The sequence below is a fragment of the Roseovarius sp. genome, from assembly GCF_040223625.1.
In the GTDB taxonomy this organism is placed as follows: Bacteria; Pseudomonadota; Alphaproteobacteria; order Rhodobacterales; family Rhodobacteraceae; genus Roseovarius.
The window spans coordinates 1-12,561 of record NZ_JAVKFX010000005.1; the positions used below are offsets into that span (position 1 = coordinate 1).

12 protein-coding genes are annotated in these 12,561 nt (G+C 66.1%); 8 read left to right on the forward strand and 4 right to left on the reverse strand.

The genetic code is table 11. The features are described from left to right. The coding region (locus RLN94_RS01335; RefSeq protein WP_350168423.1) for an AMP-binding protein at window positions 1-907 on the reverse strand (907 nt) is incomplete at its 3' end. A gap of 214 nt (window positions 908-1,121) precedes the next feature. Here RLN94_RS01335 and RLN94_RS01340 point away from each other — a divergent pair. The 3 genes from RLN94_RS01340 to RLN94_RS01350 are packed head-to-tail and all read left to right on the forward strand — an operon-like array spanning window position 1,122 to window position 4,316. Next, a complete protein-coding gene (locus tag RLN94_RS01340; RefSeq protein ID WP_350125784.1) occupies window positions 1,122-1,721 on the forward strand; it encodes a 2-hydroxychromene-2-carboxylate isomerase in 600 nt (199 codons plus the stop codon). Continuing rightward, window positions 1,714-3,618 carry a hybrid sensor histidine kinase/response regulator gene (locus RLN94_RS01345; RefSeq protein WP_350125781.1) on the forward strand — a complete coding sequence of 635 codons (1,905 nt, stop codon included), beginning with the start codon at window positions 1,714-1,716 and terminating at the stop codon, window positions 3,616-3,618. The genes RLN94_RS01340 and RLN94_RS01345 overlap by 8 nt, the downstream gene beginning before the upstream one ends. Next, complete coding sequence (locus tag RLN94_RS01350; RefSeq protein ID WP_350158565.1) at window positions 3,615-4,316, forward strand: response regulator transcription factor; 702 nt, start codon at window positions 3,615-3,617, stop codon at window positions 4,314-4,316. Before RLN94_RS01345 ends, RLN94_RS01350 begins: the two co-directional genes overlap by 4 nt. Before the next feature lie 3 nt (window positions 4,317-4,319). Here the strand turns inward: RLN94_RS01350 and RLN94_RS01355 are convergent, their stop codons facing one another. The 3 genes from RLN94_RS01355 to fdhF form a co-directional block, all read right to left on the reverse strand. Then, the gene (locus RLN94_RS01355; RefSeq protein WP_350125775.1) at window positions 4,320-4,478 is read right to left on the reverse strand and encodes a hypothetical protein; all 159 of its coding nucleotides are present in this window, start codon (window positions 4,476-4,478) and stop codon (window positions 4,320-4,322) included. A 49-nt stretch (window positions 4,479-4,527) separates the two neighbouring features. Continuing rightward, a complete protein-coding gene (locus tag RLN94_RS01360) occupies window positions 4,528-5,736 on the reverse strand; it encodes a hydantoinase/carbamoylase family amidase (protein WP_350125772.1) in 1,209 nt (402 codons plus the stop codon). Between the two features lie 80 nt (window positions 5,737-5,816). Further along, complete coding sequence (fdhF, locus tag RLN94_RS01365) at window positions 5,817-8,600, reverse strand: formate dehydrogenase subunit alpha (RefSeq protein WP_350168426.1); 2,784 nt, start codon at window positions 8,598-8,600, stop codon at window positions 5,817-5,819. A gap of 190 nt (window positions 8,601-8,790) precedes the next feature. Between fdhF and RLN94_RS01370 the strand changes: the two genes are divergently transcribed. The 5 genes from RLN94_RS01370 to RLN94_RS01390 all read left to right on the forward strand — a co-directional run bounded on the left by RLN94_RS01370 (window position 8,791) and on the right by RLN94_RS01390 (window position 12,556). Then, window positions 8,791-9,153 (forward strand): ArsR/SmtB family transcription factor, encoded by a 363-nt coding sequence (locus RLN94_RS01370; RefSeq protein ID WP_350125766.1) that lies wholly within the window; start codon window positions 8,791-8,793, stop codon window positions 9,151-9,153. Continuing rightward, window positions 9,128-9,601: an SRPBCC family protein gene (locus RLN94_RS01375; RefSeq protein WP_350125763.1), complete on the forward strand. Its 474-nt coding sequence runs from the start codon at window positions 9,128-9,130 to the stop codon at window positions 9,599-9,601. Before RLN94_RS01370 ends, RLN94_RS01375 begins: the two co-directional genes overlap by 26 nt. A gap of 87 nt (window positions 9,602-9,688) precedes the next feature. Next, window positions 9,689-10,345, forward strand: coding sequence for a histidine phosphatase family protein (locus RLN94_RS01380; RefSeq protein ID WP_350168428.1), 657 nt, complete (start codon window positions 9,689-9,691; stop codon window positions 10,343-10,345). 12 nt (window positions 10,346-10,357) lie between these two features. Then, window positions 10,358-11,413, forward strand: coding sequence for a saccharopine dehydrogenase (locus tag RLN94_RS01385; RefSeq protein ID WP_350125757.1), 1,056 nt, complete (start codon window positions 10,358-10,360; stop codon window positions 11,411-11,413). A 3-nt stretch (window positions 11,414-11,416) separates the two neighbouring features. Next, a complete protein-coding gene (locus RLN94_RS01390; RefSeq protein WP_350125754.1) occupies window positions 11,417-12,556 on the forward strand; it encodes a saccharopine dehydrogenase family protein in 1,140 nt (379 codons plus the stop codon). Window positions 12,557-12,561: the final 5 nt, after the last annotated feature.

The window sequence follows — 12,561 nt, forward strand, 5'->3', positions numbered from 1 at the left end:
GCCGGCTGGCATCCTCCATCCGGATCATCACGTTGGTGAGCTGCGTCTCGAACACCCGCGGCGGGGCGAAGTAATAGGTCGGCCCGATCTCGCGCAGATCGGTCTGCATCGTATCGGCGCTTTCCGGGCAGTTCACGCAGAACGCGCACCAATAGGCCTGCCCGATCGAGAAGATGTAATCGCCCACCCATGCCATCGGCAGGTAGGCCAGCACCTCGTCCTCCTTGCGCAGGTGGTCGAACTCGGCCGAGGATTTCGACGCCTCGATGATGTTGCGGTTCGACAGCACCACGCCCTTGGGCTTGCCCGTGGTGCCGGAGGTATAGAGCATCACGCAGGTGCTGGCATAATCCAGCTTCTCGCGCCGCGCCTTCAGCGTGTCGATATGGTCCTCGCGCGCCGCCCGGCCCTGTTCCTGCACGCGGGCATACTGGTGCAGCTTGCTGTGGTCGTATTTCCGCAGGCCCCGCGGATCGACATAGATCATGTGCTCGAACTGGTGCAGCTTGTCCTGGATGTCGATGATCTTGTCGACCTGCTCCTGGTCCTCGACGATGGCAAACCGCGCGCCGCAATGTTCCAGCACATAGGCCATCTCGTCGGCCGCGGCATCCTGGTAGACCGGCACGGGAATGGCCCCCACCGATTGCGCGGCCACCATCGACCAGTAGAAATGCGGCCGGTTGCGCCCGGCAATGGCGATGAAGTCGCCCTCGTTCACCCCGAGGGTCAGCAGGCCCAGGGCCAGCGCCTCGATCTCCTTCTCGGTTTCGGCCCATGTCCAGCTTTGCCAGATGCCGAATTCCTTTTCCCGATACGCGGGGCGATGTGCGAACTGGCTTGCGTTTCGCTGCAATAGCGCCGGAATGGACCGAAGCCCATCCGCCGCCTCTGACGACTTACCCAAGTTTTCTCCTCCCTATGTCCGCAAAGCGAACAGATCGCCTTTGGGGCGATTCATTCCCCAATAAAGCGGTCCCCCAACCGTTGCCGTCAACTTTTTCCTGAAGATTTCGCAAATCTTACGAATTGTAACAGGCCGCGCGGGAAGGCTTGACACCACCTGACCGCCGCCGGAAACCTGCAGCGTCCCCAGCAACCCGCCGCGGAAGGAGGACCGCATGGCACGCCCCAGGCTGGAATTCTGGTTCGAATTCGCCTCGACCTATTCCTATCTCAGCGCGATGCGCCTGCCCGGCCTTGCCCAGGCGGCCGGCATCGACGTGGTCTGGCGCCCATTCCTGCTGGGTCCGATCTTCAACAGCCAGGGCTGGAAGACCTCGCCGTTCAACATCTATCACGCCAAGGGCAACTACATGTGGCGCGACATGGCCCGCCGGGCCGACAGGCTGGGGCTGGGGTTCCACCGCCCCGATCCCTTCCCGCAAAACAGCCTGCTCGCCGCCCGCGTGGCCCAGGCGGCGCCCGAGGGCGCGGCGAAGGTGGCGTTCTGCCAGAACGTCTATCTGATGGAGTTTTCCGAGGCCCAGGACATCCCCGAGCCCGACGTGATCGCTGCCTGCGCCGAGATGGCGAAACTCCCGGATGGCATAGTCGACGCGGCCCAAGGCGACGAGAACAAGCACGCCCTGCGGCTGGCGACGGAAGAGGCCGGGCGCCGCGGCATCTTCGGCGCACCAAGCTTCACCATCGGCGAGGAACTCTTCTGGGGCGATGACCGGCTGGAAGAGGCGCTGGAATGGGCCGCGCGCGATGGCTGACCAGCTCCAGACCGAGATGATGACGATGGCGGGCCTGAACCTGATCCAGCAGGCCCTGACGATCTATGACCGCGACCTGCGCCTCGTAACCTGCAACCAGCGGTTCCGCGACATGTTCAACCTGCCCGACGCGCTGGTCACCCCCGGCGCCGCCTTCGAGGACACCATTCGCCATCTGGTGACACGGGGCGAATACGGCCCGGTCGACGATGTCGAGCAGGCCATCCAGGCGCGGGTCGAGACCGCCATGGCCTTCAAGCCGCACTACATGGAGCGGACCCGCTCGAACGGACGGATGATCTCGGTCGAGGGCTCGCCGCTGCCGCAGGGCGGCTGGGTGGCCGTCTACACCGACATCACCCGCGTCAAGCAGCAGGAGGCCCTCCTGCGCGCCCGGTCGGAGGAGCTGTCGGGCCAGCTCATGGGCTATTCCGAGGAGCTGGCCGCCACCAACCGCCGCCTGCAGGCCACCATCACCGCGCTGGAAGAGGCGCAGCGCCAGCTCACCGAATCCGAGGCCCGCACAAGACTCACGACCGAGATGATGCCCGCCCATATCGCCCATGTCGGCGGCGACCGGCGCTACACCTATTCCAACCGCCGGCTCAGCGCCGTGCTGCCCGGCTCGAAATCCGACATCATCGGCCTGCCCATCGACGAGGCGCTCGACCGCGCGGCCTATGGCATGATCCGCGAAAAGCTCGACGCGGCCTTCGCGGGCGAGGCTTCGGTCTTCGAGTTCACCCACGAGCCCAGTTCCCGCCGCATCCGCACGGCCTTCACGCCAGACGAGACGCAGGGCGGCGTCTACCTGCTGTCGATGGATGTCACCGAAGAGGCCCAGACCCGCGCCGCACTGCAACAGACGCGCCGGCGCGAGATGGCGGCGCAGCTGACCAGCGGCATGGCGCACGACTTCTCGAACCTGCTGACCATCATCCTCGGCATGCAGTCCAAGCTGCAACGCATGGACCTGCCGGAAGAGGCCAGCGGCCTGATCGCCGCCACCATCTCGGCGGCCCGCCGCGGTGGCGGGCTGCTCAACCGGATCGCCGATATGACCGGCCCGCGCGAACACATCGCCCGGCCCACAAACCTGCCGCGCTTCCTGGCCGATCTGGAAACGCTGGCGCTGTCGACCCTGCCGGAGGGGGTGGAGCTGTCGATCAACAACCTGACCGATGCGCCGGCCTACAGCCTCGATACGGGCATGTTGCAGGACTCGCTGCTCAACCTCGTGATCAATGCCCGCGACGCCTGTGGCCGCTCGGGCCGGATCACCCTGACGGCGCGCAGCGTGCGCGAGACGTGGCTCGAATTCACGGTCGAGGATACCGGCCCCGGCTTCTCCGAACAGGCCCTGCAACACGCGCTGGCGCCGTTCTTCACGACGAAGGGTGGCGAAGGGTCGGGGCTGGGACTGGCGATGGTCTATGACATGACCAAGCTGGCGGGGGGCCGGGTGCACCTGTCGAACACCGATACCGGCGGGCGTGTCGCCATCCGCCTGCCCCTGCGCGTGGCCGAGGGCGGGGCGGCGCCCGGGCTGGTGCTTCTGGTCGAGGACAGCCCCGACCTGCGCGACACGATTCGCGAGATGCTGCGCGAGGCCGGTCACATGGTGATCGAGGCCTCGAGCGCGGGCGAGGCCCTGTCGCTGCTGGCGGAACTGCCGGAGATCTCGGCGCTCTTGTCGGATATCTCGCTCGAGGGCGACCAGACCGGGCTCGACCTTCTCGACGCGCTGCCCGAGGGGCATTGCCCGGCCTACCTGATGACCTCCCTGCCGCCCGACGACCCGCTGCACCGTGCCGCCCGCGACCGCGCGCCGGTCCTGCGCAAGCCCTTCGCCGGCGCCGAGCTCGAGGCGCTTCTGGCCACCGGGGCCGCCGCATGAGCGCGCCGCTGGTCACCATCCTCGACGACGAGCCCGCGATCCGCTCGATGCTCTCGGACGCGCTGGAAGAGGCGGGGTTCCGTACCATGGCCTTTGCCCGCGCGACCGAATTCGAGGCGGCGATCCGCCAGACGAAACCCGATGTCTGCCTCGTCGACCTGTCGCTGCCCGACCGCGACGGGCTGACCCTGGTGCACCGGCTGGCGCTGGAGCAGGGGGCGACCGTCATCATCATCTCCGGCCGCGCCCAGGTGCAGGACCGGGTCACCGGGCTCGAACTGGGGGCCGACGACTACATCATCAAGCCCTTCGACCCGGCCGAGGTGGTGGCCCGCATCCGCGCCCGGCTGCGCCGCGACACACCGACGCCGCAAACCGGCGATACCGCCCGGTTCAACGGCTGGACGGCGCATTTCGACCGCTACGCGCTGGAGGACGAGACCGGCGCCGAAACGCCCTTCTCCCACGCCGAAGGCGAGGTGCTGCGCCTCTTCCTCGAACGCCCCAAGCGGCTGATCTCCCGGCAGGCCATGCAGGAGGCGCTGGGCGGCGCGGCCGGCGACAGCTTCGACCGGGCGATGGATGTGCGTATCTCTCGCCTGCGCACCAAGCTGCGCGAAGACCCCAAGAACCCCCGCCTGATCAAGACGATCTACGGGGCGGGGTACATCTTCCTCGGCGATGTCGACTGGGGCTGAGCCTCAGCCGGCCATCTGCCGAAGATAGGGCAGCAGGCCCGCCGCCGCGATGCCCACGCCGATCCCCAGCGCCACGCGCACCGGCGCGTCGCCGATCCTCGGGCTGACACCGCCCAGCACGCCACAGATGGCCCCGTAATACACAAGCCCGATGATATCCATTCCGGGTCTCCCTCTCCCGTCCCCTTTGCATCTCTGGCGGGGCAAAGCCCTAGCGCGCCTGCCCCAGCCGCGCCACCGCGCCCGCCAGAACCTTCAGCCCGGTCACCAGGTCGCCCTCGTCGGTGTCCTCCGCGAAGGCATGGCTGATGCCGCCGATGGATGGCACGAACAGCATCCCCGCCGGCATCAGCTTGGCCACGTTCGTCGCATCATGCAGCGCGCCCGACGGCATGTCGCGCCACCGTCCCGGCGCTTGCGTCTCGGCGCTCTCCTGCAACGCCTTGCGCAGATGCGGGGCCATCTCGACCGGCTCCAGCCCCAGCATCGGGCCGAAGTCCAGCCCCAGGCCGAAGTCCTGCGCCACCTCCTCCGCCGTGGCGCGGATGATCTCTTCCATCCGAAGCAGCCGGTCCCCGTCGCCATCCCGCCATTGCATCGAAAACACGCACTGCCCCGGCACGATGGAATGGGCGTCGGGGTGCAGCCGGACATGTCCGATGGTCCAGACGGTCTGTGGCGTCACCACGTTGCGGAAACGGCCGTTGATCCGCTGGTTGAAGGCCGAGAGGCCTTGAAACGCGTCGCGGCGCAGGTGCATGGGCGTGGTGCCGGCGTGGTTCTGCTGGCCGGTGAGCGTGATCCGCATGTCCCGGATGCCGACGATGCCGCTGACCACGCCCACCGCCTCGCCCGCCTGTTCCAGCCAGGGGCCCTGCTCGATATGCATCTCGAGGAAGCCGTTGAAGCGCGACGGCTCGACGAACCCGCCCGCAAGATGCGCCATCGACGCCCGCGCCTCGGCCAGCGTGACGCCCTCCCGGTCGGTCAGCTTGTCCGCCTCCTCCAGCGACATCGCCCCGGACCAGACGGTGCTGCCGGTGGTCACGCCGAACCGGCCTTCCTCGTCCTGGAAGGACACGCAGGACACCGGCGGCCCGCCGGCCTCCTTCGCGGCGCGGGCGATCTCCAGCCCCGCCATCGTGCCAAGAGCCCCGTCAAGCCAGCCGCCCTCGGGTTGGCTGTCGGTATGGCTTCCGACCAGCAGGCTCTGACCCTCGGCCAGACCGAATACCGACCCCATCGGATCGACCCGCGGCTCGAGCCCCGCCGCCTCGATCCGGCCCTTCAGCCATTCGCGCGCCGCCACGTCCGCCTCGGAATAGGCCGGGCGCACGACGCCCTTGCCCACACCGGCGGCGCCGAACTGCCGAAGCTCGTGCAGCTCCGACAGGAATCTTTCAGGATCGACGTCGATCATCGCACACTCCCCGCATTTTCACTGTTCCAAAAATACTCATGGACCAGCGCTTGCAGCAAGCGGGGCGGCGCCGGTTCGCGTTACTCCGCCGCCACCTGCTCCGGATCGATGGCCTCGACCTTCACCGCCGAATACTTGAACTCGGGGATCTTGCCGTAGGGGTCGAGCGCCGGGTTCGTCAGGATATTCGCCGCCGCCTCGACATAGGCAAAGGGCAGGAACACCATGTCGGGCGCGATGGCGAGGTCGGCGCGGGCCATGACCTCGATGCTGCCGCGCTTGGTGGTCAGCCGCAGCATGTCGCCCGGCTCCACCCCAAGCTTGCGCAGGGTCGAGGGGTGCAGCGAGCAGTTTGCCTCGGGCTCGACCGCGTCAAGCACCGAGGCGCGGCGGGTCATCGACCCGGTATGCCAGTGTTCGAGCTGCCGGCCGGTGGTCAGGACCATCGGATACTCCGCGTCCGGCACGTCGTCCGGCGGGATGACGCTGGCCGGGGTAAAGCGCGCGCGGCCCTCGCTGCGCGGAAAGCCGTCGCCGAAGACGATGGGCTGCCCCGGATCCTCGGGCGAGAGCGACGGATAGGTCACCGCGTTCTCGTTCGCCAGCCGGTCCCAGGTGATGTTGTCGAAGGACTTCATGTTCAGCTTCATCTCGGCGAACACATCCGCCGGGCTGTCATAGCGCCAGTCGAGCCCGAGGCGCTGCGCCAGTTCGACGGTGATCATCCAGTCCTCGCGCGCCTCGCCCGGGGGCGACACGGCGGGGCGGCCCATCTGCACCTGCCGGTTGGTGTTGGTGACGGTGCCCGACTTCTCGTAGAAGGCCGAGGCGGGCAGGATCACGTCGGCATAGTTCGCCGTTTCGGTCAGGAAGATATCCTGCACCACGAGGTGATCGAGCTTGGCCAGCGCGTCGCGGGCATGCTCGACATCCGGATCCGACATGGCCGGGTTCTCGCCCAGGATGTACATCCCTCGGGTGTTACCGGCATGGACGTCATCCATGATCTCGGTGACGGTCAGGCCCTTCTCGCTCGAGAAATCGCCCGATTCCCAGACCTCGGTAAAGGCCTTGCGCACGCCATCGTCTGTGACCGGCTGGTAATCGGGCAGGAACATCGGAATGAGCCCCGCATCCGAGGCGCCCTGCACGTTGTTCTGGCCGCGCAGCGGGTGCAGCCCGGTGCCGGGCCGGCCCACATGGCCGCACATCAGCGCCAGAGAAATCAGGCAGCGCGAATTGTCGGTGCCGTGGATATGCTGCGAGATGCCCATGCCCCAGAAGATCATCCCGCGCTTGGCAGTGGCGAAGTCGCGGGCGACCTCGCGCAGCGTCTCGGCGGGAATGCCGCAGAGCGCTTCCATCTTCTCGGGCGGGAACTGGGCGAGGTGCTCCTTCTCGGCCTCCCAGTTCTCGGTGAAGGCCTCGATATATTGCTGGTCGTAGAGCTTTTCCTCGACGATCACGTGCATGATCGCGTTGAGCATCGACACGTCGGCGCCCGGCTTGAACTGCAGCATGTGGGTGGCAAACCGGCGCAGCCCCACGCCGCGGGGGTCCATCACGATCAGCTTGCCGCCGCGCTTGGTGAACTGTTTGAAATAGGTCGCGGCGACGGGGTGGTTCTCGATCGGGTTGGCGCCGATGACGATGGCCACGTCGGCATTCTCGATCTCGTTGAACGTCGCGGTCACGGCGCCGGAACCGACATTCTCCATCAGCGCCGCAACCGAGGAGGCGTGACACAGCCGGGTGCAATGGTCGACGTTGTTGTGGCCAAAGCCCTGGCGGATGAACTTCTGGAAGAGATAGGCCTCTTCATTGGTGCACTTGGCGCTGCCGAAGCCCGCGACCGACTTTTCGCCATGCGTATCCTTCAGCTTCTTCAGGCCGCCGGCGGCAAAGCTCATCGCCTCGTCCCAGTCGGCCTCGCGGAAGAATTCCTGCCAGTTCGACGGGTCGACGTTCAGCCCCTTTTCGGGCGCATCCTCGCGCCGGACCAGCGGCTTGGTCAGGCGATGCGGGTGGTGGATGTAGTCGAAGCCGAACCGGCCCTTCACGCACAGCCGCCCTTCGTTCGCCGGGCCGTTGATGCCGTCGACGTATTTCACCTTGCCGTCCTTGACCTTCAGGCTGACCTGGCAGCCGACGCCGCAGAATGGGCAGACGCTTTGAACTTCCTCGTCGTAATCGGCGCTGTCGCCGACCTGTGCCTCGTCGAGAACGGTGGCTTCCATCAACGCGCCGGTCGGGCAGGCCTGCACGCATTCGCCGCAGGCCACGCAGGTGGATTCGCCCATCGGGTCGTCGAAGTCGAAGACGGGGTAGGCATCGTGCCCGCGGCCCGCCATGCCGATCACGTCGTTGACCTGGACCTCGCGGCAGGCGCGGACGCACAGGTTGCACTGGATGCAGGCATCGAGGTTGACGCGCATCGCCACGTGGCTGTCATCGAGCAGCGGCACGCGATCCTTTTCGAGCTTCGGAAAACGGCTTTCGGTGACGCCCTGAAGCTTCGCCATGTCCCACAGGTGGCTCGACTTGTCATGCGCCTCTTCCTGCTCGGGCTGGTCGGCCAACAGCATTTCGACCACCAGCTTGCGGGCGTTCTCGGCCCGGGCGGAATTGGTGGTGACGTTCATGCCGTCCTTCGCCTCGCGGATGCAGGAGGCGACAAGCGTGCGCTCGCCCTCGACCTCGACCATGCAGGCCCGGCAGTTGCCGTCGGGGCGATAGCCCGGCGCCGGCTTGTGGCACAGGTGCGGAATTACCAGCCCGCGGCCATGGGCCACTTCCCAGATCGTCTGGCCGGCCTGGGCTTCGATTTCCTTGCCATCCAGCGTGATCTTGATCGTCTCGGACATGGGGCGTCTCCTTTGTCGCGCATGATAGAACATGTACGCGCGAATTCGAGTCCGACAATCCCGACACCTCGCAACGGATTTGCGCCACGGGGCGGAACCGAAGTTTCTGATCGTCAACGAATTGGGGCATGTTTAGGCGAACGGCTAAGTTTTAGCTTGACGGGAATCGCAGCTCCATTTACTAAGCTTTATGGCTAAGTATGATGCGAAACTCGATGCTGTCTTCACTGCGCTGGGCGACCCGACCCGCCGCGAAATCCTCTCGCGGCTGGCGCGCGGCCCGGCCAGCGTCAGCGAGTTGGCGGCGCCGCACGACATGGCGTTGCCGTCCTTCATGGGCCACTTGCGAAAGCTGGAAGCCGCCCGGCTGATCATGACCGAGAAACAGGGCCGCACCCGCATTTGCAGGTTGATGCCCGATGCCTTCCTGCCGGTCACCGGCTGGCTGGAGGAACAGCGCGCCCTGTGGGAGGGGCGGCTCGACCAGTTTGACGATTACGTCACTCAACTTGCAAGGAAACGCGAACATGACGACCCTCGACCCGAAGACTGACCTCAGCTTTACCAGAACCCTGAAGGCGCCGCGCGCGCTGCTCTGGGAATGCTGGACAACGCCCGAGCACATCAAGCAGTTTTTCGTGCCCAGGCCCCACAAGGTGACCGATTGCGAGATCGACCTGCGCGTCGGCGGCCGGTTCAACACCGTCTTCGAGGTCGAAGGCAACAAGATGGACAACAAGGGAGTTTTCCTCGAGGTGGTCGATCAGGAAAAGCTGGTTTTCACCGACGCGTATACCGAGGGCTGGAAGCCGGCGCCCGACCCGTTCATGACCGGCATCGTCCTGTTCGAGGAAGCCGGCAACGGCGCGACGACCTACACCGCCATCGCCCGGCACAGATCGGAGGAGTCGCGCAAGACCCATGAAGACATGGGCTTCTTCGACGGCTGGGGCACCGTTGCCGACCAGCTCGAGGCCTACGCACAGTCGCTTGCGAAGTAATCGGCCCGGGACAAGACCACGAATTTCCGCCACCTGCTTTTCCCTTCGCCGGATCGCCGCTAAGAACGTGCGGAACGACGAGAGAGGATGCAGGTGGCGGAAATAATCCTTGTGCGGCACGGGCAGGCGAACAGCCATGCCACCGATGACGAGAGCTATGACAGGCTGTCCGATCTCGGACGGGAGCAGGCAAGGTGGCTGGGTACGCATCTGCGCGACACGAACCCGCATTTCGACGCCGTGATCACCGGCACCCTGTCGCGCCAGACCGAAACGGCGCTGGAGATGGGGTTCGACATCACCAAACAGGATGCGCGGCTCGACGAGCTGAGCTATTTCGCCATGGCCACGGCGATGGAGGCCCAGCACGGCATTCCCGCGCCGCGCGACCCGACCGAGTTCGCCATCCACCTGCCGCAGGTCATCACCCACTGGACCGAGGGCCGCCTGACAACGGTGCCAGAGACCTATCCGCAGTTTTCCGAACGCGTCACGGCGGTGGTCGACGAACTCTGCGGCGGCAACGGGCGCATCCTGATCGTGACGTCCGGCGGGGTGATCGGCATGGCGATGCGCCACGCGCTGGGGCTGGAAAACAGCGGCATGGCCAAGATGATGCTGCAGATCATGAACAGTTCAATGCACCGGCTGCATTACGTGCATGACATGCTGATGGTGGGCACGTTCAACGCCACGCCGCATCTGGACGCGCCGGACCGGGCCCATGCCCGCACCTTTGTCTGAGGAATTTCGAGAATGACGCATCTATGGGTCCGCGCCGAGCAGCGGGAAAACGAGGAACGTGTCGGCATCACGCCCGCCGGCGCGGCGGAACTGATCGCCCAAGGGTTTCGTGTGACGGTCGAGGAAAGCGCCACGCGCATCCTGCCGATCGACGGGTATGTCGAAGCCGGCTGCGAGGTGGCGCCGGAGAGAAGCTGGCCCGACGCGCCGGACGACGCGATCATCTTCGGGCTCAAGGAATTGCCCGATGACGGCACGCCGCTGCCTCACCGGCACATCATGTTCGGCCATGCCTTCAAGGGGCAGCATTCCGGCCGCCGCCTGTTGGAGCGGTTCAAGGCGGGGGGCGGGACGCTCTATGACCTTGAATACCTCGTGGATGAGAGCGGCCGGCGCGTAGCCGCATTCGGCTACTGGGCGGGTTATGCCGGGGCGGCGGTGTCGCTCAAGGCATGGGCGGCACAGAAACAGGGCGACCTCTGCCCGCCGGTCAGCACGTGGCGGGACAAGGGCGCGCTTCTCTCCGACCTCGCAGCGGATCTCGACAGCGCGGGGGACACGCGACCCACCGCCATCGTGATCGGCGCGCTGGGCCGGGTCGGCACCGGGGCCGCGGACCTGTGCGAGGCGATGGGTATCACCCCAACCCGCTGGGACATGGAGGAAACCGCCTCGGGCGGGCCGTTCCCGGAAATCCTGGACCACGACCTGTTCTTCAACTGCATCCTCGCGCGCCCCGGCACGCCCGTTTTCGTGCCGCAATCGGCGCTGACGGCGGATCGCAGGCTTTCGGTCGTGGGCGACATCGCCTGCGACCCCGACAGCGATTACAACCCGGTGCCCGTCTACGACGAGGCCACCACTTGGGCCGCGCCGGCCGTCCGGGTGCATGACGCCCCACCGCTCGACGTGATGGCGATCGACAACCTGCCCTCGCTTCTGCCGCTGGAATCGTCGGAAGACTTTGCCGAACAGCTCTTGCCCTCGCTCAAGGCATTGGACAATTTGCAAGAAAACGTCTGGGGCCGGGCCGAGGCCACGTTCCGGACCCATCTGAAGGAGGTCTGAAACATGACAATACATTGGTGCGGCACCGGTCTTTCCGCCATCCCCGGCCTGAGGCGGCTGATCGAGAACGGGCATCCCGTCAAGGTCTGGAACCGGACGATCGACAAGGCCCGCGAGGCGGTAGGCGACCTGACCGACAACATCGCCGCCTTCGATTTCGATCAGCTTTCGTCCGAAACCGAGGAAGGCGACCTGGTCGTCTCGATGCTGCCGGGCGACTGGCACGTGCCGATTGCCGAGATGTGCATCAACCACGGAGCGCATTTCGTCTCCTCCTCCTACATCGCGCCCGAGATGCGGGAGCTGCATGCCAAGGCGCTGGTGCGCGGGGTGTGCTGTGTCAACGAGGTCGGGCTCGACCCCGGCATCGACCACCTGATGGCGCATCACCTCGTGACCGATTACCGCGGGTCGGGCGAATACGCGCCCGAAAACGACCTGTCCTTCACCTCCTATTGCGGCGGCATCCCGAAACACGCCAACGCGTTCCGCTACAAGTTCAGCTGGTCGCCCCTCGGCGTGCTCAAGGCACTGCGCTCGCCCTCCCGTTCGATCCGGAACTTCACCGAGTTGCAGGTTGCCCGGCCGTGGGATGCAATCTCCAGCTACGACGCGCCGCTGCCCACGCCGGAAACCTTCGAGGTCTATCCGAACCGTGACAGCGTGCCCTTCATCGAGGACTACCGCTTCGACCCGTCATGGCGGGTAAAGGAATTCGTGCGCGGCACGCTGCGGCTCAACGGTTGGGCCGACGCGTGGAAGGATATCTTCGCCGAGGTCGAGACGCTGGAAGGCAAGGCCGGCGATGAGCGGCTGCGCGAAATGTCCGAGCAGTTCTGGAACGAGCACGCCTATGACGAGGGCGAGCCCGACCGCGTTGTGCTTTGCGTCTCGCTCAAGGCCGAGCGCGAGGGCGTGACCGTCTGGCACAAGACCTTCGTGATGGATGCCTGGGGCGACGAGCGCGGCACGGCGATGGCGCGGCTTGTCTCGATCCCGGTGTCGCTGGCGATCGAGGCGGTGCTGAACCGCGAGATCCCCGCCGGCGTGTCGCCTGCCCCGCATGATCCGCGGCTGGTGCTGCGGTTCCTGGGCGAGGTGGACCGGCTGGCGCAGCATCTGCAGGTGGTCAATCACATGTGACCGGG

What these genes read in the sequence shown, in the direction of transcription:
- RLN94_RS01360 (WP_350125772.1), bottom strand. Translation starts at nt 5,736, where the DNA reads ATGATCGACGTCGATCCTGAAAGATTCCTGTCGGAGCTGCACGAGCTT.
- RLN94_RS01340 (WP_350125784.1), top strand. Translation starts at nt 1,122, where the DNA reads ATGGCACGCCCCAGGCTGGAATTCTGGTTCGAATTCGCCTCGACCTAT.
- RLN94_RS01375 (WP_350125763.1), top strand. Translation starts at nt 9,128, where the DNA reads ATGACGACCCTCGACCCGAAGACTGACCTCAGCTTTACCAGAACCCTG.
- RLN94_RS01385 (WP_350125757.1), top strand. Translation starts at nt 10,358, where the DNA reads ATGACGCATCTATGGGTCCGCGCCGAGCAGCGGGAAAACGAGGAACGT.
- RLN94_RS01390 (WP_350125754.1), top strand. Translation starts at nt 11,417, where the DNA reads ATGACAATACATTGGTGCGGCACCGGTCTTTCCGCCATCCCCGGCCTG.
- RLN94_RS01350 (WP_350158565.1), top strand. Translation starts at nt 3,615, where the DNA reads ATGAGCGCGCCGCTGGTCACCATCCTCGACGACGAGCCCGCGATCCGC.
- RLN94_RS01370 (WP_350125766.1), top strand. Translation starts at nt 8,791, where the DNA reads ATGGCTAAGTATGATGCGAAACTCGATGCTGTCTTCACTGCGCTGGGC.
- RLN94_RS01345 (WP_350125781.1), top strand. Translation starts at nt 1,714, where the DNA reads ATGGCTGACCAGCTCCAGACCGAGATGATGACGATGGCGGGCCTGAAC.
- RLN94_RS01355 (WP_350125775.1), bottom strand. Translation starts at nt 4,478, where the DNA reads ATGGATATCATCGGGCTTGTGTATTACGGGGCCATCTGTGGCGTGCTG.
- fdhF (WP_350168426.1), bottom strand. Translation starts at nt 8,600, where the DNA reads ATGTCCGAGACGATCAAGATCACGCTGGATGGCAAGGAAATCGAAGCC.
- RLN94_RS01380 (WP_350168428.1), top strand. Translation starts at nt 9,689, where the DNA reads ATGCAGGTGGCGGAAATAATCCTTGTGCGGCACGGGCAGGCGAACAGC.